Origin of the sequence: Stappia stellulata DSM 5886 (assembly GCF_000423705.1) — a bacterium.
Classification (GTDB): domain Bacteria; phylum Pseudomonadota; class Alphaproteobacteria; order Rhizobiales; family Stappiaceae; genus Stappia; species Stappia stellulata.
The window spans coordinates 346,316-369,555 of the sequence record NZ_KE384082.1; the positions used below are offsets into that span (position 1 = coordinate 346,316).

A 23,240-nucleotide genomic window follows, 5' to 3' on the forward strand; every position below is an offset into this window, starting at 1 on the left:
TTTACTCTGCGTAATGGGTGGATGCGACACAACCCTCGATGAATGCCCGGTGCGGCAGAAGAGCAGCACGATGCAGATCAACGCAATCGGAAAACCAGATCTTTCAACCGTATCCGCCAAAGTCCTCGGGCTGGTCGGGTTCCTGAGCATCATGATGATTGTCATCGCCGGCGTCGGCCTGACGCAGATGAATGGAATCGGCCAGGAACTGGAAGAGATCGCCGAGGAAACCGTCCCCCTGACGACGAATGTCTCGAAGGTGAGCCTGCACCAGCTCGAACAGGCCCTCCTGGTCGAGCGGCTCCTGCGCGTTGGAAATGTGTCTACCGCGTCGGCGGCTGGCGAAATGGACCGTCTGGCGGACACGCTGTTCGCACTCGCCTCGAAGGTCGAGGCGGAAATTCTTCTCGCCGAAGAGATCGCGGGAAAAGGGATAGCGATCGCCCAGACCGACGCACAGCGCGCCAAATACACCGACGTTCTCGCGCAATTGAAGAAGATCGAGATCGAACACAAGGCCTATGACGAACACATCCACGAAATCGTCGAGCATCTGCGCTCGGGTGACATGCCGAGTGCGGAGAGGCTGTCCGCCGACCTTGAGATCGAACAGGCGCGCCTGAACGCCGAACTTGCCGCGCTCAGCGAGCAGCTGAACCGCTTCATGACCGAATCCAGCCAGACCGCCCGGGCCCACGAGGAACAGGGCCTCATGCTGATGGGCATGGTTTCGCTCGTCGCCATCGTCGCGGGGCTCGGGCTTGCGATCCTGATCGCGGTCTTCGGAATCAGCCGCCCGCTCAAGGCCGTCGTCAACGCGCTGAACCGGCTCGCACAAAACGACACGTCGGTAAAACTGGACATCCGCGCCGGGGGCGAGATCGGCGAGCTGGCGACGGCGTTTGCGGAATTTCGCGAAAAGACCATCGAGATCCAGCGCCTTCACGCTCAAGCCAAGGAGGAGGAAGAGCGCATCGAGCTGGAAAAGCGCGAGGCCACCATGCGTCTGGCCGATAATCTCGAGACGACCGTCAAGCGCGTGTCGAACGGCATCACCGCAGCCGTCATGGAACTGCAGGCGACCGCGCGGCAAATGGCCGAAAACGCGGAACTGACCTCCAGCAACGCCGGCACCGTGTCGGCCGCGGCCGAACAATCCTCGACCGGCGTCCAGACCGTCGCAAGCGCCGCGGAGGAACTCTCCGCCTCGATCGCCGAAATCAGCCGCCAGGTGACCGCCGCGCTCTCCGCAACCGGGCAAACCAACCAAAACGCCCGCCATTCGAGCGAGACCGTGACGGGCCTGTCCGAGTCCGCCAGCCGGATCGACGACGTGGTCAAGCTCATCAACGACATTTCGGACCAGACCAACCTGCTGGCGCTGAACGCCACCATCGAGGCGGCCCGTGCTGGCGAGGCCGGCAAGGGTTTTGCCGTCGTTGCCGGAGAGGTCAAGGCGCTTGCCGGGCAGACCGGACAGGCGACCGAGGACATCAGCTCCCAGGTGCAGGCGATGCAAACGGGCGCGGCGAACACCTCGCGGTCGATTTCCGCCGTCGTCGAGGCGATCAACCAGATCAACGACCAGATCTCCTCCATCGCCTCCGCGGTTGAGGAACAGACCGCCGTCACGGCCGAAATCGCGCGCAATGTCAGCGAAGTCGCGGCCGGAAGCAGCGAGATCACCCGCACGATCAGCTCGGTCAGTTCCCGTGCCGTCGATTCGAGCGCCGGTGCCCGGCAGGTGCTGTCGACGGTCGAAAGCCTGTGCGAACAGTCCACCCTGCTTCAGCAGGAACTGGATACGTTTCTGGGCAACATCCGCGCGGCGTAACGGCACCGCCGTCCCGCGACACGACCGGAGCCGCGTGCCGGAACGGTTTCTGGGACCAAAAGTGAGACCGTCACACCAGTCCCAGCCAAAGGAGCGCGAGCGCGCCCACCGCGATGCTGGCGAAGGTGAGGGTCATCCCGCAAACGCGGATCGCGATCCTCTCGTTTTCCTGCGATACCCCATAGGCATGCAGGAAACGTCCGCCGAGCAACGACAGGCCGAGCACATGAACCAGCAAGCCGGGCGCGCCCTGGATTTCCGCCATAGCGGCAAGGAGCAGCGCTAGCGGACCATATTCCGCGGCGTTCGCCTGGACGCGGATCCGGCGCAAGAGACCCGGATCGCCGCCGTCGCCAAGCGCTGTCAGCGTCTTGACCCGGCTGCGCGCCACACGGGCGCTCAGGACAAGAAAGAACAGCGCGAAAACGGCGGCGTAGACAGAGGTGATCGCGACCATTGGAGGTCCTCCGGTTGAAGCGCGACCCGACGGGGCGTGTCGCAAGGTGGCGGGCAGGTGCCGTCTACCGGCCGGTCGCGGCGAACATCCAGTTGAGAATCAGACGCCAGTCGGTCATGCGGATCGGCGTTCCGTGGGTTCCCGTCTCGAACAGCGCGAACCGGGCCGGATAGCGCGGATTGCGCGCCTTGAGCCGTTCGAAGAAGCCGGCCTGCTTCTTCCAGTCATAGACCTTGTCCCAGCTTCCGTGGCCGAAATAGACCGGCAGGCGGGCGTTGCGAAAGGTGGCGCTGGACAGGAACCCCTCGTCCCAGGTCGATCCCATCAAGAGAACCCCGCCGAGCATCGAAGACGCCGCGCCATCCTTGGCCAGCCGCCAGCACAGCGCGCCGCCCATCGATCCGCAGGCGACATAGACGCGTGCGCCCGGCGACTGGCGGGTGTAGTGACGCATCAACGCCTTGACGTCGGCCTCGCCCTGCCCCTTGAAATCCTTGACGTCGAGCGTCAGATAAATGCCGGAATTGCGGACCATCAGGTTCTTGATGCGATTGAAATTTCCGCCGAAACTGACGTCATTCATTCCCTGAAATCTGTTACCGCCTTGCCCGTGCACGTAAATCACGATCGACTTTGCGCCACGCGGCCGACCCACACGCATGTAACTGATCGTGCGGCCGTTGGCGGAGAGCGTCAGGTCCTCCTGCGTGCCGCGGGGTTTCATCGAGACATATTCGCCATGCACCTGCCGCTCCCACACCTTGTCCCGGCGGTGGATGTCGCGGCGCTTGTCGTAGTCGACGATGACAAAGGAATCCTGCGGCTTGCCGGCAAGCATGCCCGGATAATCGAAGAGGCGGTCCTTGAACGGCGCGAGCCTGTATTGCGCCGCCGCCGGGGCGGACACCCCCATGCACAGGGCGAGGGCGAAAACGACAACGCCGGCGCGGGAGCACCCGTGCCGAAGGCTGCGTAGAAAGCGGAAACTGGAAGTCACGCGTCGGGTCTCCCTCAAGGTCGCGTCATTGTCGAACATCGGTCGCAAAAGGATCATTCCCCCTCTCGGGCCTGTTTCGCAAGGTCAACGAGACGCGGGCGAAGCTCTTCCGCCCGAACCAGGGGCGGCTCGAAGGCGAGCCGTGCGACGCGGTCGCCGTCGACAAAATCGAGCCCCTGCGGATCGAGCGAGGAAAGCGACCACGCCCCCTCGCCCGCCCGTGCCAGCTCTTGGGCATAAAGCCGCACGGCATCGGCATGATCGGCTTGCATGTGGGCGATGGCCGGGGCTTCGATCTCCATGAATTCCGCAAGGCCCGTGCGCTCCAACAGCAAATCCGAAGGCATCAGCTCATAGGCCTTTCCGAAGCCGCCGTTGAGGCTGGCGCGCTCAACTCTGACCCGAAAGAAGGAAAAATCGGCGAAATCGGCATAGAGCTTCGCCTTGGGGTGGCGCATGAGATAGCGCCGCCGGACATGGCGGTGGACCGGGTCGTCCGCCGCAACCGGTGTGGCCGTGCCGACCAGAGTGAGGCGCGGATGGGCGAGCGGATCGCCCTTGCCGGGTTCGCCGACCAAAAGCGAACATCGCGGATCCGCCTCCAATGCCTGCGTGTGCCGGGACAGCGTTGAAATCAGCATCACCGGCGTGCCGTCCATCTCGGTGGCGAGCGCGACGCGCGACACGAAGGGCGATCCGTCCTGCGGGTCGAGCACGCCCAGCGCGCCGAAGCGGGCGCGGCGTAGCAGATCGCGCGCCAACGTGCGCGCCGCATCGTCCGTGGGCCGGATCGGATCGGTTTTCTTCGTGCCGTTGGCGATGGCAGGGCCTCCAAACAACAAGATCGCGCTTTCCTTGCGGGCACCCGGACCTTGTGTTCGCCCGCCCGCGCGTCGCGTCTGTTTTGCCCGCGCTCACGATGCAATGCAAACCCCGAGCGGCATGCCGCGGCGGCTCATCGCGGCGCGCGCGGCGCCAACGGGCCACGCTCCTGCCACATTGAAAGCCGTCCATGTCTCCAAATGGCACGATTGGCGGCCCTTGTCGCGCCGGCCGATCCGTTTGTGAAAGGAGACCCGTCATGTCCCTTGTTCCGCGCCTTGTCCGCACATCCCGTGCCGGCACACGATGGGCCGGCCTGCGTCTCGGTCTTGCCGGCGCGCTTGCGCTTGCACTCGCGATGCCGCTTGCGCCGCAAACCGCGTCCGCGCAACCCGACACAGTGCTCAGCAAGCCCTATGCGGGAGGCTACGGGGTGCGCCGTCATCGTGGCCAGCGCCTTTACCGGCATGCGCCGCGACGCGCCTATCGACCGCACCGTGCCTATCGACCGCACCGCGCCTACAGGCCCTATCGCCGCTACCGCGGGGCGCCGCGGTACGGCAGCGGCGTCTATTTCGGCTATGGCGGAAACGGTGCCGCGGCGGCCGGGATCATCGGCCTTGCCACAGGCCTGATCGCGCAGCAGGCACTTGCCCCCCGGCGCTATGCGCCGCCGGCGCGGCACGGCTATCGCGGGAGGGCCGCCTGGACGCCGGAATGGTATGCCTACTGCTCGCGCAAGTACCGCAGCTTCAATCCGCGCACCGGCTATTACCTCGCCTATTCCGGGCGCTACCGGTTCTGCCGCTGACGCGGTCGCTTTCCTGAACGGCGCATGAACGCCTGTCTCAGGACCGGTTCAACTGCCGGGTGGCATCTTCGGGTCATCGTCGTTACAGCGACACACCGAAGGAGCCGCCCACATGTCCGCGTCCACCAGATTCCAGAGCCTGTCCTCCCGCCTTCTCGTCGCCACGCTCGCCGGTGCGATGTTGCTCCCTTCCTTTTCCGTCGCCGAGGCCGGTGGCGGTCGCAAGCAATGGCGCAACCATGGTGGCGGCCAACATCAGGCCGTCCGGCCCAACCGCGGCAATCGCCATCAAAACCGCCACAACAACCGCCATCGCAATCGCAACCGGAACAATGACGACATCGGCGCGGCGCTGGCCATTGGCGTAATCGGTCTTGCCGCCGGCGCCTTTCTCGGGTCGGCGATGAGCGGTCCCGAATACATCGACCAAGATCCGGTCTATGCGCCCCGCCATCCGCGCAACTACGGCCCGGCGCGCGACACACGTCGCTACCGCCCGGCAGCCCCCGTTGTCGTCGGCGCAAACCGCCCGGCGCCCTGGACCCCCGAGTGGTATCGCTACTGCGACGCCAAGTACAAGAGCTTCAACCCGCGCACCGGACGCTTCACGGCCTACTCCGGCCAGCAGAAGCTCTGCCGCTGACCCAACGCCACCTCCCCCGCCCCTCGCGTTTCGCCGGCAAGATCCCCTTGCCGGCGAAGCCGTATCCGCACATCGACCCAACGGTTTGACCGGTGTCAACGACACGCCTGCCGCAGCGTGATACATCTTGTCCGGTAACGAGAACCGGCCTTCAGGCCGGACACCAGACAAGGCGGACCTTGCAATGCCGGCACAAAAGACCGACGACACCACCCCCATCGATCCCGACACCTTGCAGAACGACAAGCCTGCCGTCGAGGCGACACAACAGCCACAGGCGGTCGACGACGGCGCCGATGCGGCCGAGGAAAATGCCGAGGTCCGGCACCGCAAGGCAATCGAGGCCGGTGCGGCGCGCCGCCACACGCTTGCCGCGCTGCGCCACGACCCGCAGGCCGTGCGCGACATTTTCGAGAGCGGCGCCTATCCCTATGCCGACAAGATGCGCCGCAAGGCCTACGAGACCCAGAAGGCCGCGCTCCAGGTGGAACTCCTGAAGGCCCAGCGCTGGGTGGAAGAAACCGGCCAGAAGGTCGTTCTTCTGTTCGAGGGACGCGACGCAGCCGGCAAGGGCGGCACCATCAAACGCTTCATGGAACACATGAACCCGCGGGCCGCGCGGGTGGTTGCCCTGACCAAACCGTCCGACCGCGAACGCACGCAGTGGTACTTTCAGCGTTACATCGAATGGCTTCCCGCCGGCGGCGAAATCGTTTTCTTCGACCGCTCCTGGTACAATCGCGCCGGCGTCGAGCGGGTGATGAATTTCTGCACGCCGAACGACTACCTCGACTTCATGCGCCAGTGCCCGCAGTTCGAACAGATGCTGGCCCAATCCGGAATCCGCCTGTTCAAGTACTGGTTCTCGGTCTCGCGCGAGGAACAGCGTCGCCGCTTCAAGGCGCGCGAGACGGATCCGCTGAAACAGTGGAAGCTCTCGCCCATCGACCGGGCGTCGATGGATCTGTGGGATGACTACACCGAGGCCAAGGAGGCGATGTTCTTCTACACCGACACCGCCGACGCGCCCTGGACCGTGGTCAAGTCGGACGACAAGAAGCGCGCCCGGCTGAACTGCATGCGGCATTTCCTGGCGAACCTGCCCTATCCGAACAAGGACCTTTCGGTCGTGCGTGCACCCGACAACCTGATAGTCGGGACCAGCTCCCACGTGATCGGCCGCGACAGCCATATTCTCGGAAAGACACTGCATCCGGAGAAAAAACGCGGCGGCTAGTTGCTGCAAATGCTTGAAGTCCCTGAGATTGTCGGCAAGATCTGATTCCAGATTTGGGAGGAATCGATGCTGTCAGCCCTTGACGTCGCACGCAGACTGGACGCAGGCACCCTGTCGCTCGACGCGCTCTACGACGAAGTCGAAGCGGCAATTGCCCGACGGGAGGAGGAGATCGGCGCCTTCGTCTCGGTGGATATTGCCGCTGCGCGGACAGCCGCGCACGGCGCCTACGGCCCCCTTGCCGGCATGCCGATCGGCGTGAAGGACAACATCGAGACCGGCGACCGGGCAACCGCCTACGGCTCCGCCATCCACCAGGGGTATCGCCCCGCCGTCGATGCGGCCGTCGTCGCGCTCGCGCGCCGGGCGGGCGCCACGATCGTCGGCAAGACGGTCACGACGGAGTTTGCCTTCTTCAGCCCCGGCCCGACGCGCAACCCGCACAATCTGGAACACACGCCGGGCGGCTCCTCGTCCGGATCGGCCGCCGGCGTCGCGGCCGGCTTCTTTCCCCTCGGGCTTGGCACCCAGACGGGCGGCTCCGTTGTGCGCCCGGCCGCGTTTTGCGGGATCGCAGGCTTCAAGCCGAGCTTCGGCTGCCTGCCGACGGTCGGCGTCAAGATCTTCTCCTGGTCGCTCGATACCGTCGGCATTTTCGCAAGGAGCATCGCCGACGCCGCGTTCGGTGCCGGCGTGCTGGCCGACCGCGACTGGCGGGTGGATGGTGAAGTGCCGGCACCGCCGCGCCTCGGCTTCGTCGAGCCGCAACCCTGGGCGCAGGCCGACGAGGAAATGGCGGTCGCGCTCGAACGCGTGCGCATCGCCGCCGAACGCGCCGGCGCCGCGATCAGGCCGGTCGCGCTGCCGCCGGTCCTTCGCGAGGCCTTTGCCGCACATCAGACGATCCAGGACTATGAAGCCACCCGCGCGCTCGCCGCGGAAGTGGATCTCTGTCCGGAAAAACTGAGCCCGGTTCTGCGACAGACGCTCGACGCCGGCGCCGCCATCACCGCAACCGCCTATGACGACGCGCAACGCACCGCCGACCAGGCGCGCCGCGCCTTCGCCGACATCCTGTCGGAGGTGGATGTGCTGGTGACACCCTCAGCGCCGGGCGCGGCTCCCATCGGGCTGGCCTCGACGGGCTCGTCGGTTTTCAACCGTGTCTGGACGCTGATCGGGGCACCCTCGGCCAATGTTCCGGGCATGACGGGTGCGACAGGACTGCCGCTCGGCGTTCAGACCATCGGCGCGGTCGGGGCGGACGGCAAGATGCTGAAGGCCGCGCACTGGCTTGAAAAGTGCGTTGCCGCCGCTGCGGACAATTGAGCCGGACCGTCGCTTGCTGCGCAATCAGGCCTTGGCGGGAAGTTTCATTTTCTGCGCCATCGCCTTGAAGGCAACGCGGGCCGCCTCTTCGGTGAGGTCCCCGTATTTGCGCATCGCCTCGCTCGAGGCCGAGGACGACAGGCGCATCCGCTTGGCGCGCATGCGCACGATCCGCATGTAGGCCTCGTCGGAAACCCCGCCGAGCCGGCAGAGGAACAGGATCGGCATGTCGTCCTCGCGAAACACCAGCGGCACCACGACATTGTCGGGCCAGTCGACGGTGCGGGCCAGAAGCTGCCCAAGCTCGAAGGCGCGATCCTTGTCCGCGAAAGCGACAACCGCCGTATCGATGGGAACGGAGCCGGCAACTGCGGCATCGATCAGCTGCTCGGTCTTCGACTTGGCGCCGTTGAACTCGCGCAACTGGATCTCGACCTCCCGCGCGGCGCGTTCGGCAATCGCCTTGACCAGCACTTCGTTGACATTGAGGTCCTTGATACGCTGCGCCAGCTCGCGCGACAGGAAGGGCACAAGGCGCTCCGCCGAGCTTTCGGGCAGATCCACCCGTTCGCTAAGGGCCTGCTGAAGCTCCATGTCCTTGCGCGCCCGCGCGACCAGAAGATCGAAGGAATCCACGCCGATCACGGCGGAATGATTGCGGGTCAATGCGTGCAGCACCTGCGGTTCGCCCCGCTGCGCCAGAACCCGGGTCAGCACGGGCTTGATCGCCTTGCGCTGCGACAGCACCAGCAAATGACTTGCGGGAGCCCCTTCCGCAATCTCCGCGAAGTCCTGGTCGGACAATCCGCGCCCCTGCTCAAGCACGGGGGCTGCAACGTCGAGGTCCTGATCCGCGCCCAGCGCCTTGAGCAGGTCCTTCGGTGCGCCGTCGTCGTCCGCGATCCGCTGCGACAACGCGGAGCGCGCCGCGCACTCGAGCCGGTCGAGCACGCGCAACACGATGTCTCCGAACACAAGACTGACACGCTCGCGCTCATCGTCCGGAGCTCGACAGAACAAGTCCGTGAGCGCCGAGACCAGTTCACCCGTACTTTCGGCGGAACCGTTGCGCGCCAACTCTGCCAGCTGCGTCGCATTCATTGTGTTTTCCTTCACGAGCGTTTCAGGAAAAAAATAATTTGATGAGGTTTCATTCTCGTTAACCGGCTAAAACACAAATCGACGCCAGTACTCCGCTTCCAACGCTACGGAAGATCGAAGGTGCATTCGCGCGCTCCACTGCCGGGCCGGCAACAGGCCGCGACGCGTTGTCGCGCCGCCACACACCCAAGTTGGCGGGCCAGCGCGCAGAACAGGCCCGCTCCGCAAAAATTTGCCCCGTGTGCATTGCAGCGCAGCATCTTTTTCGCTTTGCGCGACCGCGCGGGTAACATACCATTAACACATAGAAGGAATGCGGGAGGCCAAACCATGACACTTGTCCGCAATCTGAATGTACTCGCCGTTTTCGCCGCCTTTGTCTTCGTGGCTGCGATTGTGGTCGGGCTTCTCTAGGCGCCCGGACGCCACATGAGACAGACCGCGCTCCACGCGCGGGACACTTCTGCGGAGCGTTTCAATCAGCGAAACGCTCCGCTTGCCGTTTCTTCGCTTTCCGTTCCAAGCTGCCGGACACCGCTCAGTCTACCGCTCGGTCTGAAGAGTCCGACGGGATCACGCCCCGCAGCTGCCACGGCGGATTGTCTTGCGATATCGCACGCGCACTTGCGATATCGCACGCGCAGATGACGGACCGATGACCCCGCAGAACAAAGATCGCCGGCGTCTCAGGCCGCGATCGGGCGCGTTGTCGCCGCGCGCAGGTCGTCCTCGGCTTCGGCCAGGCGCTCTTCCGCGCCGAACAGGAGCCGGTCGGCTGCAATCACCGTCACGTCGGTGATGCCGATGAAGCCCAGGATGTGCTTGAGAAAGCCGGTGGCGAAATCGATCTCCGACCCGACCGCTGTCCCGCCGGAGGCAAGCACCAGTATGGCCCGCTTGCCCGTCAGCAGACCTTCCGCTCCGTTCTCCGTGTAGCGGAACGTTACGCCCACGCGGGCGACCAGATCCACCCAGGCCTTCAGCGCGGCGGGAATGCCGAAATTGTACATCGGCACGCCGATGACAAGCACGTCGGCGGCCTTGACCTCGGCGACCAGCGTGTCGGACAGCGCAAGCCGCGCCGCCTGCTCCGCCGTGCGGTCAGCCGGGGCGGTGAAATTCGCACCCACCCAGCCCTCATCGACAACGGGCAGGCCGGCGGCAACGTCGCGAACGACGGTGGTGACCCCGGAACCGCTTTCGGCGAGGCCGGCAATAGTGCGGTCCGTCAGACGGCGGGTCACGGAATCCTGGCGACGGGCGGACGAATCGACCCTCAGGATCGTCAGGGAACTGGTCATCTCATTCTCCAGAAGTTTGCGGGGTCGAAGGCGACACCGTTTCTTGCATCTGAAGATATGGCCAAGAACCAAAACGGATTAGCCCATGTTTTGTGAACGATCTATTCAGCCCGGGGGACGTGAAAAAACGCCCGCGCGGAGGCGTTCCGCGCGGGCCTACGGATCGTGTGTCCGGACGACGGGCGAATTCTACTCCGCCGCTTCCAGCTTCACCGGATCGTAGTTGAGGATCGGCGCCAGCCAGCGCTCCGCCGTTGCCAGGTCCCAGCCCTTGCGCGCCGCATAATCCTCGATCTGGTCGCGCTCGATGCGTCCGACGCCGAAGTAATGGCTGTCGGGATGAGCGAAATAGAGACCCGACACGGACGACCCCGGCCACATGGCATAGCTCTCGGTGAGAATGATGCCGGCGGTGTTCGGCGCGTCCATCAGATCGAACAGCGTGCCCTTTTCGGTGTGATCGGGCTGGGCGGGATAGCCCGGTGCCGGGCGAATGCCCTGGTAGCGCTCGGCAATGAGGTCCTCGACGGCGAGAGCCTCGTCCGGCGCATAGCCCCAAAGCGTCTTGCGCACCCGTTCGTGCAGCCGTTCGGCGAAGGCTTCCGCCAGACGGTCGCTGAGCGCCTGGGCCAGGATCTTGTTGTAGTCGTCGTCTGCCTCGACGTGGCGCGAGACAAGCTCGTCCTCGCCGTGACCGGCCGTGACCGCGAAGCCGCCGAGATAATCGGCAATGCCGCTGTCCTCGCCGGCGACGAAATCCGAAAGCGCCAGGTTGGCGCGCCCGCCCTGCCCGCGCTGCATCTGCTGGCGCAGCGTGTGCAGCACGGTTCGCTCGCGCGCGCGCTCTTCATCCTCGAACAGCACGATGTCGTCGCCCCGGCTCGCCGCCGGCCAGAAGCCGACCACCCCCTTCGGGGTCAGGAGACGGTCGCGGACGATCTCGTCGAGCATGCGCCGCGCATCGTCGAACAGAGCCGTGGCCGCCGGTCCGTAGCGGTTGTCGGTCAGGACAGCCGGATAGGTGCCCTTGATCTCCCAGGTGGAGAAGAAGGGCGTCCAGTCGATGGCGCTCGCAAGATCCTCAAGCGACACGTCGTCGATGACCTTCGTCCCCAGGAAGGACGGGGCGACGGGCGTATAGGCGTCGAAACCCGGCTTGAAGCTGTTGCTCCGCGCCTGGGCAAGCGACGTGCGCTTGCCGCCCGAGCGCGAGCGCGCATGGGTTTCCGCCGCCTTGACGTATTCCGCGCGCACGCCCTCGATGTAGCCGTCGCGATTGTCCTCGCTCATGAGCTTGGAGACGACGCCGACCGCCCGGCTCGCATCGGTGACATAGACCGCCTGCGAGCGCTTGTAGTTCGGGTGGATCTTCACAGCCGTGTGGATCAGGCTCGTGGTCGCCCCGCCGATCAGCAGCGGCACGTCGAAGCCTTCGCGTTCCATCTCGGCCGCGACGTTGCACATCTCGTCGAGCGACGGCGTGATCAGGCCGGACAGGCCGATGATATCGACCTTTTCCTTCTTTGCCGTTTCCAGGATCTTCGCCGCCGGCACCATGACGCCGAGATCGACAACGTCGAAATTGTTGCACTGGAGCACGACGCCGACGATGTTCTTGCCGATGTCGTGAACGTCGCCCTTGACGGTGGCCATCAGAATCCTGCCGTTGCTCGGCATGTCCTCGATGCCCTGCTCGCGCTTCTCCGCTTCCATGTAGGGCATCAGATAGGCAACCGCCTGCTTCATCACGCGGGCGGATTTCACCACCTGCGGCAGGAACATCTTGCCGGCGCCGAAAAGGTCGCCGACGACGTTCATGCCGTCCATCAGCGGTCCCTCGATCACATGCAGCGGACGTGTCGCGGACGCACGCGCCTCTTCCACGTCGGTGTCGATGTAATCGGTGATGCCGTTGATCAGCGCATGCTCGAGACGCTTGCCGACGGGCCACTCGCGCCAGGCGAGATCCTGAACCCGCTGCTTGCCGCCCTTGCCCTTGAAGCGCTCGGCCGCATCCAGCAGCCGGTCGGTCGCATCCGAGCGGCGGTTGAGCACGATGTCCTCGGCGAGATCGCGCAGTTCGGCGTCGAGGTCGTCATAGACGGCAAGCTGGCCGGCGTTGACGATGCCCATGTCCATGCCCGCCTGAATGGCATGATACAGGAACACGGAGTGCATCGCCTCGCGCACCGGCTCGTTGCCGCGGAAGGAGAACGACAGGTTCGACACGCCGCCCGACACATGCGCATGCGGCAGGTTCTCACGGATGAAGCGCGTCGCCTCGATGAAATCGACGCCGTAGTTGTCGTGCTCGGGAATGCCGGTCGCGACCGCGAAGACGTTGGGGTCGAAGATGATGTCTTCCGGCGGGAAGCCGACCTCGTTGACGAGCAGCTCATAGGAGCGCTTGCAGATCTCGGTCTTGCGCGCCTGGGTATCCGCCTGTCCGTCCTCGTCGAACGCCATGACGACAACGGCGGCCCCGTAGCGGCGCACCAGCTTCGCCTGGGCGATGAAAGCCTCGACCCCCTCCTTCATGGAGATGGAGTTGACCACCGCCTTGCCCTGGACGCACTTCAGCCCGGCCTCGATCACCTCCCACTTGGAGCTGTCGATCATCACCGGAACGCGGGCGATGTCCGGCTCGGCCGCAACAAGGTTCAGGAAGGTGACCATCGCGTCCTGGGAATCGAGCAGTCCCTCGTCCATGTTGACGTCGATGATCTGGGCGCCGTTTTCCACCTGGCTGCGGGCAACCTCCAGCGCGGTGTCATAGTCGCCGTTCTTGATCAGCTTGCGAAACCGCGCGGAGCCGGTGACGTTGGTGCGCTCGCCGACGTTGACGAAATTCGTCTCCGGCGTGATCACAAAGGGCTCAAGACCGGAGAGACGCATGCGACAGGGGGGCTCGGCAAGCGCGCGCGGCGCATGCGGCGCCACCGCCTCGGCGATCGCGCGGATGTGCTCCGGCGTCGTGCCGCAGCAGCCGCCGACGATGTTGACCAGGCCGCTCTTGGCAAACTCGCCGACCAGATCGGCCATCGCCTCGGGGCTTTCGTCGTATTCGCCGAATTCGTTGGGCAGGCCGGCGTTCGGATAGGCGCTGACCAGCGTGTCGCAGATGCGCGACAGCTCGGCAACATGGGCGCGCATTTCCTTGGCGCCCAGCGCGCAGTTCAGCCCGAAGGAGAAGGGGCTCGAATGGCGCAGCGAATTCCAGAACGCCTCCGGCGTCTGGCCCGACAGCGTGCGTCCCGACAGATCCGTGATGGTGCCGGAGATCATCACCGGCAGCTTGCGCCCGATGTCCTCAAACACCTCGTCGATGGCAAAGAGCGCGGCCTTGGCGTTCAGCGTGTCGAAGATCGTCTCGACCAGAAGCAGGTCGGCGCCGCCCTCGATCAGTCCGCGCGTGGCTTGCGCATAGGCGACCTTCATTTCGTCGAAGGAGACCGCGCGAAAGCCCGGATTGTTGACGTCCGGCGAGATCGACAGCGTCCGGTTCGTCGGCCCGAGCGCGCCGGCGACGAAGCGCGGACGATGGGGCTCGCGTTCTGTCACGATGTCGCAGGCGGCCCGCGCCACCCGCGCGCCCTCAAGGTTCAACTCGTAGGCGATCTCCTCCATGCCGTAATCGGCCTGGGCGATGGTGGTGGAGGAGAAGGTGTTGGTCTCGACGATGTCCGCGCCGGCCTCCAGATAGGCCACGTGGATGTCGCGGATCGCCGCGCCCTGGGTCAGGTTCAAGAGGTCGTTGTTGCCCTGCAGGTCGCTTTTCCAGTCCTTGAAGCGGTCGCCGCGAAACCCGGCCTCGTCCAGCTTCAGGTCCTGGATCATCGTCCCCATGCCGCCATCGAGAACGAGAATGCGCTCGCGGGCGGCGGCATTGAGGATCGCCGCTGCGTTCTTTGAATTGGTCATGTCTGCTCTCAGGCCGCCTGCTTTTCTTCCGGCGCCGGGCGCAGGCCCAGCGTGTGACAGATCGCATAGGTCAGTTCGGCACGGTTCATCGTGTAGAAATGAAAGTCGCTTACGCCCCGGTCGACCAGATCGAGCACCTGCTCGCAGGCGACCGCGGAGGCGACCAGCTTGCGCGTCTCCACGTCCTGGTCGAGCCCGGCGAAGCGCCGCACCAGCCAGTCCGGGATCGAGGTGCCGCATTTCGCGGAAAACACCATGGTCGTCTCGAAATTGACGATCGGCAGAATTCCCGGGACGATCGGGATGTCGATCCCGGCCGCGCGGACCTTTTCCATGAAGGTCTCGAACAGGTCGTTGTCGAAGAAATACTGGGTGATCGCCCGTGTCGCGCCGGCGTCGACCTTGCGCTTCAGGTTGTCGATCTCGGTCGACCAGTCCGGGCTTTCGGGATGGCGCTCGGGATAGGCGGAGACGGAGACCTCGAAATCGCCGACGCGGCGAATGCCTTCCACCAGATCGCAGGAATAGGCGTAGCCGTCGGGCTGCGGCTTGTAGATTGCGCCGATGCCCTCCACCGGATCGCCGCGCAGCGCCACGATGTGCTTGACGCCGAGCGCCTGGTAGTCGCGCACGATGGCGTCGACCTCATCGCGCGAGGAGCCGACGCAGGTCAGATGCGCGGCCGGCGCAAGATCGGTCTCGCGCAGGATGCGTTCCACCGTGCGGTGGGTGCGCTCGCGCGTCGAACCGCCCGCGCCATAGGTGACCGACACGAAGTTCGGCGACAACGGCTGCAACCGCTGCACCGCGCGCCACAACGAGGCTTCCATCTTTTCCGACTTGGGCGGGAAAAACTCGAAGGACACGGAGACATCTGTACCCGAGCCGAGCTCGAAGCGGCGGAACTTGTCAGTGGACGGCATGTCAGGCGACCTCCTGGGTCATGTTGAGCTCCGGCAGATCCGACACAATGCGCGGATCGCGGGCCAGCCAGATGGTGACGGTGAGGCGATCGGCATCCCCGGCTTCAGGCGCCAGATCGCGGGTGAGAGTGACATCGAGGCCGGCATCGCCAAGCCATCGGTCCATTTGCTCATGCGCGAAGCCCAGGCGCCGGTGGGCGTGGGTATCGCGCAGGAATTCGAGATTATGCGGTGCGAAATCGACGATCAGCAGGCGCCCGCCGGGGCGCAGCGCACGCGCCGCCTCCTCGATGGCGCGGCCGGGATCGTCGAGATAATGCAGCACCTGATGGATCGAGATCAGGTCGAAACTGTCGGTGGGAACGTTGAGCGCGTGAATGTCGCCCTGGCGCACCTGCGCGCTCTTCACGCCCTGGCGCGCCAGATTGGCGCGGGCGACGGTCAGCATGTCGTGGCTGGCGTCGATACCGAGCGCCTGGCCGTATTGATCGCTCAGAAGCGACAGCAGACTGCCGGTGCCGGTGCCGAGATCCAGCATGGAGCCGAAGGGCCTGTCGCCGATGGCCGTGCGGATCGCCTCCTCCACCGCGGCCTCGGGCACATGAAGCGAGCGCTCCTGGTCCCAGGTCTTGGCCTTGGAGGCGAAGAAGGCCGCCGCCGCTTCCGCCTTGGCGCGGCGCGTCGCGGCAAGCCGCACGCGGTCCCCGGCCAGCACCGCGTCCTGCGGATCGAGGCGCGACAGAAGCAGACGAACCAGATCGCCCATTGCCCCGTCACCGAGGCGATAGAACACCCAGGCGCCCTCGGGAAACCGCTGCACCAGGCCGGCCTCCGTCAGAAGCTTGAGATGGCGCGAGATGCGCGGCTGGCTCTGGCCAAGAATGACGGTGGCGTCCTTGACCGTCAGTTCGCCATCCGCCAACAGCGCCAGAAGCCTCAGGCGCGTCGCCTCGCCAGCGTTGCGCAGGCCGGCGAGAAGGCTTTCAAGGCTGAGTTGATCGAGGCTGGTCTGTGTAATGTCGGACATGCCGAACCCTTGTGACTAAGATATAAAGATATCTTTATACCTATATCGCACGCCGTTCAAGCCTTGCGTTTCCGGCGGCGACGGATCCCTTGCGATCCCGCAATGCGGAAACGGGGTGCCGGACATGCCGGCACCCCGTCAGAGTGATGAAAACCCCTGAAGAATCGTCATCCCGGCCGAATGCAATGAGAGCCGGGATCGGGGAAGCACTGCCTGTCGGCTTCTTTTGGCTCGAAAATTATAGGCCTTTGGCTCTCCGATACCGGGTCGCGCTGACGCTTGCCCGGTATGACGCCTGGAGCAACTCCACCTTTGTCAGCAGCCTGACGGGGTGCCGGACATGCCGGCACCCCGTTTTGTCGAGTGCATTTCGCGCCCTACGACCGTTCCCGACAGCGGCCGGCTAGCGGCCGTCGGCGGCCGCCGCCGTGCCGGGCGCTTGCCCGTCTTCCAGTGTCGGAAGCACGGCGCCGCCAATCGCCTTTTTCTCCGCTTCGGAAAATTCGCGCTGATCGTTGGGATCCTGAGACACGCGAACGGTGACCTCGCGGTGGGCGAAATGGATGCCCTCGCGCTCGCACAGGTCGCGGATGCCGGCATAGACCACCTTGCGCAATTCGAACTGGTCGCCCGGCCGGGTCATGAACTTGACGCGCACGATCATCGCCGAATCCTCGAGCGCCGTGACGCCCTGCGACTTCACCGGCTGCAGGAACTTCGGCCCGTATTCGGGATGCTCGAGCAGCCCCTGGCCGAACTTCTTGATCAGCTTGCGCATCTTCTCAACGTCGGTGTCATAGGTGACGCGGAAGGCGAGTTTCATCACCGCCCAGTCGCGCGAGTAGTTTTTCACAAACTTGATCTCGCCGAAGGGCACGGTGTTCAGCGGCCCGTTGTGATGGCGAAGCTGCATCGAGCGGATCGAGATTTTCTCCACCGTCCCCTTCACGTCGCCGATGTCGATGTATTCGCCCTTGCGAAAGGCATCGTCGACCAGAAAGAACGCCCCGGAGAAAATGTCGCGAATGAGCGTTTGCGCACCAAAGCCGACCGCCAGACCGACGACACCGGCGCCGGCGAAGAGCGGAGCGATATTCACGCCGATTTGCGACAGGGCGATCATGCCGGCGATCACCACAATGGAGATCAGCAGGAAATTGCGGAAGATCGGCAGCAGGGTCGCCAGCCGGCTTTCGCCGGCCCCGCCGATCTCGTTGTCGTCGGTTGCCTTGTCGGGCGACGAGACCTCTTTCTTGATCTGGCTGTCGATCGTCAAGGCGGTGGCCCGATAGGCCATGTGGCCGATGAAGACGATCACGCCGATCTCGAACAGGTTGGTGGCAATCGACGCATCGCCAACGAGCGGAACGCCCCAGGCCGTCAACAGATACGCCACCGCCGCGACAAGGGCGATGATCGCCGCGCCATGATCGAGCAATGCGCGATAGGGCTTGCGAGCGGCCTCCGCCTCAAGCGTTTCCGCATGGGCCTGGGCCTCCACGGCGGCAGGCTCGGCGGGTTCGCCCTCGCTTGCGGCCGCGCGCAACAGATCCTGTTCCGCCTTTTCGCGCGCCGCCTCGCTGTCCAGGCGGGGCAAAAGCCACCTGTCGATCGCCAGAACCATGAGGCCATAGAGAACGGCAAAGACCAGCAGACAGAAGACCGGCGCGCCGACCAGTCCGAGCGCCGCCGGCTTTTCAAGCAGGACCCGAACGGACGTCACCAGAAAGGCGCCGAGGAAATACACGACGGTGACGGGCAGCCACAAGAGCGTCAGGCTGCGGCGCCACGCCTCGCGACCCGCTGCATCCGCATCCGGCCCCGACACCAGCCGGGTGATCGGTTTGCGGTAGACAATGACGACGGCGCTCAGCGCCAGACAACTGAAGGCCGTGGTCCCGATCAGCGCCAGTTTGTGGGCGTTGGGATCGAGCCCCATGAGCGCCATCCATCTGCACAGGCCGAAAAACGCGTAGGCCACCCCTGCAACCGCAATCAGGGAGCGGTAGAGACCATGCGCATCGCCGTCGTCCAGCCGCAGCAGCCGATAGGCCGACGCACCCGGCGCGAAGACATTGAGAAAGACAAGGCGCAACAGCAGGACGACGAATAGGGATTCAAGACCGATAAATGCCGACGCACGGGAGGGGTCGTGACCGGACACCCCCGCCAGCACCACCACGGTCGCGACAGCCATGAATGCCAGCGCGGCCACGCCCATCACCAGCGCGCGTGTGAACAGGAAGGCAATCTTGGTGGCCCGGTCCGACGGGTCGGGGCTGTAGAGATGCAAAAACCTGTGCTGGCCCCAACGTTCCGTCAGCCGCAGGGCTGCGGTGCCGGCCGCGATCCCGATCAGCAGCACCAGCCCGGTGGTCCAGAGCCAGCCAAGCGTTCCATCGGGGGAGCGCTGAATCAGCGTCTGACGCGCAAGGCTGGGAAAATCCGTCGCCGCCGCCAGCGTGCGTTCGAACGCATCGCGCACCTCGAAGGTCCGGGTCATCCTGCTCGGACCGGCGGCGGCATCGGCCGCCGGTTGCGCGGCCGTCTGGACGGTGGACGGCGGCGCGGCCGTGCCTCCCGCCCCCTGCGCAAAGGCACCGTCACTCACCGACCCGAAAAAGGCCGCGATCGCAACCGCAAGAACAGCAAGGGCCAGACCTCGAAACCCTTTCGGGCACCGCAGGTCGTTTTTCTTTGTCATCTGGTCTATCCCCGAAAAAATCCACGCGCGACAGGCGCCGGTTTTCTTGGGGCAAGACTAGTCGGAACCGTGCGACAAATCCACGCAACAACCGGGGAACTGCGAATGCTCTCCCCGTTTTCCGCCTGAACCGTGCCGGGTTGCGAAATCAACTCGCCAGCCGGCCCTGCCACTCGTTGAGCAGCAGGCGTGCCGACTGCGGAATGATCGACGCATAGCGCTCGACCACCCTGGCCCGCTCGGCCGCCGGCAGGCGGTAGCGCCACGGACCGATGGTCAGAAGCTTGTCGACGGTCGCCACATGCAGTCCGCAGGCCTTTGCCACGATCAGGAAAGGATCGGTGTCGAGCCGCACCATCCAGTGCTTCGCCTCTTCCAGTCCGATGTCGCCCAGCATGGCGAAAACCGCCACGACCTCGGCGAAACGGTCGTCCTCGGCAAACCGCAGCAGGGTCTGCTCGTCCAGTCCGGGACCGCGGGCGACCGCAAGGACCCGGCCCATGGCCGTCTCGAAATCATAGCGCTGCAGCCAGAACTCGTTCGACAGGCGTTGCGCCGCCGCCTTCGCCGCCGCCGGCATCGCTTCCGCTCCCGAGCTCACCGCCTCGAACAGACGGATGCGCACGCGTTCGCCGGCCAGCTCGGCGAGACGCGAGATTTCCGCTTCCTGCAGATCGGCGCGTTCGGCAAGGGCAAGCTGCAGATCCTCATCGATCCCGGCCGCATCCAGGAGCCGGGACACACCGCCGGACGACAGGCTCGCACCCGCATTTTCGGCAACCGCCCGCTTCACCGGCACGCTGCCCTCGTCGACAAGCACGTCCGTGACCAGTTCGGACAGAATATCGCGGGTGGCAATCGCCATGCGGTGATCGTCGCCGCAGTCGCGGGCAATCTCGATCAGGTCGACGTCGCGAAGCACGGTGGAGCTTTCGAGCAAGGGACGGGCAACCGAAATGTCGTCCTGCGCCAACCTGCGCACCGTCTTTTCGGGCGCGCGGCGCAATTTTGCCAACCGGTCGGCGATAAACTCGCGCGCTTGCGCCTCAACCATGTCCGACAGTTTCACCAACACATGGTCGTAGGTTTCGATCTGCTCGTCCGAACAGGTCTCCGAGGTGAACGAAAAGAGCGTCGCGACGTTCCGCGCCAGATCGTTGCGCCGAGACATATCGCCTTCCCGCGCCAAGGCCTCGAAGTTTACAAGCTCCGTATTCGCCATGATCACCATTGCCTTGCTATAGATCCTGAATTCACGATTCGATGAATAGCACGCACCAAATGAACAAAAATAAATCGACATCCGTAAATACTTACTATCTCTTAAAACGAACAAGAATAAAATTTTCGCCAGTTTTTGCTAAATTTCGAAGTATCGGGATCGCGACGGATGACAAATCACCGGTTTCGGGGAACCATGCGCGCGACGCGGCGCATCGCGACCGACACCGGGAGGATCGAATGACCCCACCCTTGGAAAAACCGCCAAGGCCTGGAGAAAAGTTTTTGGCGACGGACCCGGCAAACATGCCTGTGGACGCCGGCCTTGTGTTCATCGGTCACATCGAGACGCCCTGGAAGACGACGCGCGACTGCCCCCGCAACGGGCGCGGCAGCGAGGCCGTTTGCCGGGTCCATGTCCGGCAGGCGTTCCGTGAAGGACTGGCGTCGGTGGAAACCTGCAGCCATCTCTATCGGCTCTACTGGATGCATGAGGCCCGCCGCGACCTGATCGTTCAGGCGCCGTCCTTCACCGAGAAGACCCACGGCAGTTTCGCGCTGCGCTCGCCGATCCGGCCGAATCCGGTCGCGCTTTCGGTCGTGGAACTGGTGACGATGCGCAACGACGGGTTCGACGCGCGCGGTCTGGATTGCGTGAACGGCACGCCGCTGATCGACATCAAGCCCTATTTCGCCGGCACCGACAGCGTGCCGCAGGCCCGCGTGGGCTGGCGTGAGGGTTAGCGCTTCAGGCGGCCCTGATCCGGGCCAGGGCGAACGACCGCAGCCCGGCGCCGAGCGCGCGCACGCCCCGTGCTGCGGGCGTCTCCACGACGAGCGAGACGAGAAGCGCGGCCGCGATCAGGCTCGCGATCAGCGCCATTGACGTGACCGCGAAGCCGAGGATCGGCACGAACAGGAAATACGCCGCATACCCGATATGCTGATGCAGCAGATAGAAGGGGTAGGTCGCCCGCCCGGCAAGCGAGACGGCGGCAACCGGCAGCGCACGCGCCGGCAGCCGCACCAGCAGGACAAGCATCGCCAGCCCGCCGGCAACGCTTCCCAGAACGACCGGAACCGAAAACGCCGCGCCGACATAGAGGTCGGGAAGCCGGGCCGCAAACGCCGCCGCTCCGGCGAGCGACTGCACGAAGGCTGCAACGAGCACGACCCCGGCTGCCGCCTCCTTGCGCTCCAGGGCGCGCAACATCATGCCGAAGGCGAAAAAGCCGGCGAAATCGGTGAGCAGCAGGCGGCGCAACAAGTCGCTTCCGAAAACCGCCAGGTCGAGCGCCGCGATCACCAGCCAGACGGCCGCGATCCAGACCTGCCAGTTGCGCCACACCCGCACCACCATCAACAGCCCCACCCAGGCATAGAAGATGATTTCCACGACGATGGACCAATAGGCCCCGTCCATGAAGGGCTGCCCGAGGAACGGCGCCAGCATCGTCAGGTTTGCCAGATAGGGCGCAAGGCCCGCCGGAAGCCCGAGACCGGGCACGGCAAGCATCACCAATGCGGTCAGGCTCATGCACACGACAAACGTCGGCCACAGGCGCGCGACGCGCGCGACCGCGAAACCATAGGCGTCGCGCCCCTCCGTCGAGATCGAGATGACATAGCCGGAAATGGCGAAAAAGATCGACACGCCGAGATAGCCGTAACGCGCCAGTTCGCCCGGCTCCACCGCCATCAGCGGCCCCGCCTCGCCGGTGACCTGCATTCGAAAGCCGAAATGGAACCAGGCGACGGCTGCGACGGCCAGGACCCGCAACACATCCAGTCCGGGGCGGCGGGTGGCCGTGTTCATGCTCTCAATCCCCTTGCACACACATGACGCAGCATCCCGGATGCGGGTTAAGGGGAGTTGAAAGTTCCCGCGGGGCCGTCCATTTGCCGCCCCCGCCAACCCCATCAGGCACAGCCACATTGATTTGCGTCATCGATAAGAATACTTGTCGAAGATGCTCACGCTCAGACAGCTTCGCTATTTCGACGCCCTTGCCCGGCATCTGCACTTCGGCCGTGCCGCCGATGCGGTGTCGGTGTCGCAACCCGCGCTCTCGATGCAGATCCGCGAACTCGAGGCAACGCTCGGCATTGCGCTGGTCGAGCGCCAGCCCAATGCCGTGCGCCTGACGGAACAGGGCCGCGAGATCGCCCGACGGGCCGCGCGCATCCTGGCCGAAACCCGCGACCTGCTCGACTACGGACGTCACGCCGGCGAAGTGCTGACGGGATCGCTGCGGCTCGGCATCATCCCCTCGATCGCGCCCTACCTGCTGCCGCGTGTGCTGCCGGCACTGACGCAGGCCTACCCGAATGTCGACCTGCAGGTGCGCGAAACCTTGACGCAGGGACTTCTGAGCGAGCTCAATCAGGGCAATCTCGATGTCATCCTTGCCGCTCTTCCGCTCGAGGGAACCGACATCGAAAGCCGCGCGCTGTTCGACGACCGCTTCCTGCTTGCCGTGCGCAACCGCCCCGATCTCGACGAACGCACGCGGGTTCCCCCGTCGAGCGTCGACGGATCGACACTTCTTTTGCTTGAGGAAGGCCACTGCCTGCGCGACCAGGCGCTGAACTATTGCGAGGGCGTGCGTCCGGAAGGCCGTTCGACCTTCGGCGCGACGAGCCTGTCGACGGTGATGCAGATGGTGGCCGCGGGCTACGGGGTAACGCTTCTGCCCGAGCTTTGTGCGTCGGTGGAGGTGCGGGACGACCGGGTCAGCCTGCTGCGTTTCACCGATCCGCAACCGCAACGCAGTGTCGGCCTTGCCTGGCGCCGCTCGTCGCCGCGCAAGCAGGATTTCGATGCGCTCGGGGCGTGCATCCTCGGCGCCCTTGGGCAGTCGCCCCCCGCCCCGCCCCACGGCAACCGGGGATTGCCTGCGACAGCATCTTGA

General features: G+C 64.9%; 18 protein-coding genes. 7 read left to right on the plus strand and 11 right to left on the minus strand.

Annotation, left to right across the window (positions count from 1 at the left end; translation table 11 throughout):
* Positions 1–70 precede the first annotated feature (70 nt).
* Positions 71–1,834: a methyl-accepting chemotaxis protein gene (locus tag G572_RS0113900; RefSeq protein WP_208979118.1), complete on the plus strand. Its 1,764-nt coding sequence runs from the start codon at positions 71–73 to the stop codon at positions 1,832–1,834.
* A gap of 70 nt (positions 1,835–1,904) precedes the next feature.
* On the opposite strand, the gene G572_RS0113905 is transcribed toward G572_RS0113900, so the two are convergent.
* The 3 genes from G572_RS0113905 to G572_RS0113915 all read right to left on the minus strand — a co-directional run bounded on the left by G572_RS0113905 (position 1,905) and on the right by G572_RS0113915 (position 4,130).
* On the minus strand, positions 1,905–2,291 hold the full coding sequence (locus G572_RS0113905) for an MAPEG family protein (protein WP_029058997.1): 387 nt from the start codon (positions 2,289–2,291) through the stop codon (positions 1,905–1,907).
* A gap of 64 nt (positions 2,292–2,355) precedes the next feature.
* Complete coding sequence (locus tag G572_RS23920; protein WP_037547120.1) at positions 2,356–3,288, minus strand: phospholipase; 933 nt, start codon at positions 3,286–3,288, stop codon at positions 2,356–2,358.
* Positions 3,289–3,341: 53 nt separating this feature from the next.
* Positions 3,342–4,130, minus strand: coding sequence for a HugZ family pyridoxamine 5'-phosphate oxidase (locus G572_RS0113915; RefSeq protein WP_245566219.1), 789 nt, complete (start codon positions 4,128–4,130; stop codon positions 3,342–3,344).
* A gap of 239 nt (positions 4,131–4,369) precedes the next feature.
* Here G572_RS0113915 and G572_RS25985 point away from each other — a divergent pair, with 239 nt between their 5' ends.
* From G572_RS25985 to G572_RS0113935, 4 genes are all read left to right on the plus strand, one after another.
* The gene (locus tag G572_RS25985; RefSeq protein WP_245566220.1) at positions 4,370–4,921 is read left to right on the plus strand and encodes a BA14K family protein; all 552 of its coding nucleotides are present in this window, start codon (positions 4,370–4,372) and stop codon (positions 4,919–4,921) included.
* 112 nt (positions 4,922–5,033) lie between these two features.
* Positions 5,034–5,564, plus strand: coding sequence for a BA14K family protein (locus G572_RS0113925; protein ID WP_029058999.1), 531 nt, complete (start codon positions 5,034–5,036; stop codon positions 5,562–5,564).
* A gap of 184 nt (positions 5,565–5,748) precedes the next feature.
* Positions 5,749–6,801 (plus strand): polyphosphate kinase 2, encoded by a 1,053-nt coding sequence (ppk2, locus tag G572_RS0113930; RefSeq protein WP_037546880.1) that lies wholly within the window; start codon positions 5,749–5,751, stop codon positions 6,799–6,801.
* Between the two features lie 66 nt (positions 6,802–6,867).
* Entirely contained in the window at positions 6,868–8,130 is a 1,263-nt protein-coding gene (locus tag G572_RS0113935; RefSeq protein WP_029059001.1) for an amidase, read from the plus strand.
* A gap of 24 nt (positions 8,131–8,154) precedes the next feature.
* Here G572_RS0113935 and G572_RS23930 read toward each other — a convergent pair whose 3' ends face one another.
* From G572_RS23930 to G572_RS0113975, 7 genes are all read right to left on the minus strand, one after another.
* Complete coding sequence (locus tag G572_RS23930; RefSeq protein WP_051242382.1) at positions 8,155–9,231, minus strand: DUF2336 domain-containing protein; 1,077 nt, start codon at positions 9,229–9,231, stop codon at positions 8,155–8,157.
* Between the two features lie 686 nt (positions 9,232–9,917).
* A complete protein-coding gene (locus tag G572_RS0113950; protein WP_029059002.1) occupies positions 9,918–10,532 on the minus strand; it encodes an FMN-dependent NADH-azoreductase in 615 nt (204 codons plus the stop codon).
* 189 nt (positions 10,533–10,721) lie between these two features.
* Positions 10,722–14,453, minus strand: coding sequence for a methionine synthase (metH, locus tag G572_RS0113955; protein ID WP_029059003.1), 3,732 nt, complete (start codon positions 14,451–14,453; stop codon positions 10,722–10,724).
* Positions 14,454–14,461: 8 nt separating this feature from the next.
* Positions 14,462–15,376 carry a methylenetetrahydrofolate reductase [NAD(P)H] gene (gene metF / locus G572_RS0113960; protein ID WP_029059004.1) on the minus strand — a complete coding sequence of 305 codons (915 nt, stop codon included), beginning with the start codon at positions 15,374–15,376 and terminating at the stop codon, positions 14,462–14,464.
* A 1-nt stretch (position 15,377) separates the two neighbouring features.
* Positions 15,378–16,403: an ArsR/SmtB family transcription factor gene (locus G572_RS0113965; RefSeq protein WP_029059005.1), complete on the minus strand. Its 1,026-nt coding sequence runs from the start codon at positions 16,401–16,403 to the stop codon at positions 15,378–15,380.
* Positions 16,404–16,806: 403 nt separating this feature from the next.
* Entirely contained in the window at positions 16,807–19,107 is a 2,301-nt protein-coding gene (locus G572_RS0113970; protein ID WP_051242383.1) for a mechanosensitive ion channel family protein, read from the minus strand.
* 148 nt (positions 19,108–19,255) lie between these two features.
* On the minus strand, positions 19,256–20,278 hold the full coding sequence (locus tag G572_RS0113975; RefSeq protein ID WP_208979119.1) for a DUF2336 domain-containing protein: 1,023 nt from the start codon (positions 20,276–20,278) through the stop codon (positions 19,256–19,258).
* Between the two features lie 356 nt (positions 20,279–20,634).
* Between G572_RS0113975 and tsaA the strand changes: the two genes are divergently transcribed.
* Complete coding sequence (tsaA, locus tag G572_RS0113980; RefSeq protein ID WP_245566221.1) at positions 20,635–21,072, plus strand: tRNA (N6-threonylcarbamoyladenosine(37)-N6)-methyltransferase TrmO; 438 nt, start codon at positions 20,635–20,637, stop codon at positions 21,070–21,072.
* 4 nt (positions 21,073–21,076) lie between these two features.
* On the opposite strand, the gene G572_RS23935 is transcribed toward tsaA, so the two are convergent.
* Positions 21,077–22,144, minus strand: a complete 1,068-nt coding sequence (locus G572_RS23935) for an acyltransferase family protein (protein WP_051242385.1) — start codon at positions 22,142–22,144, stop codon at positions 21,077–21,079.
* A gap of 154 nt (positions 22,145–22,298) precedes the next feature.
* On the opposite strand from G572_RS23935, the gene G572_RS23940 reads away from it, so the two are divergent.
* Complete coding sequence (locus tag G572_RS23940) at positions 22,299–23,240, plus strand: hydrogen peroxide-inducible genes activator (protein ID WP_051242387.1); 942 nt, start codon at positions 22,299–22,301, stop codon at positions 23,238–23,240.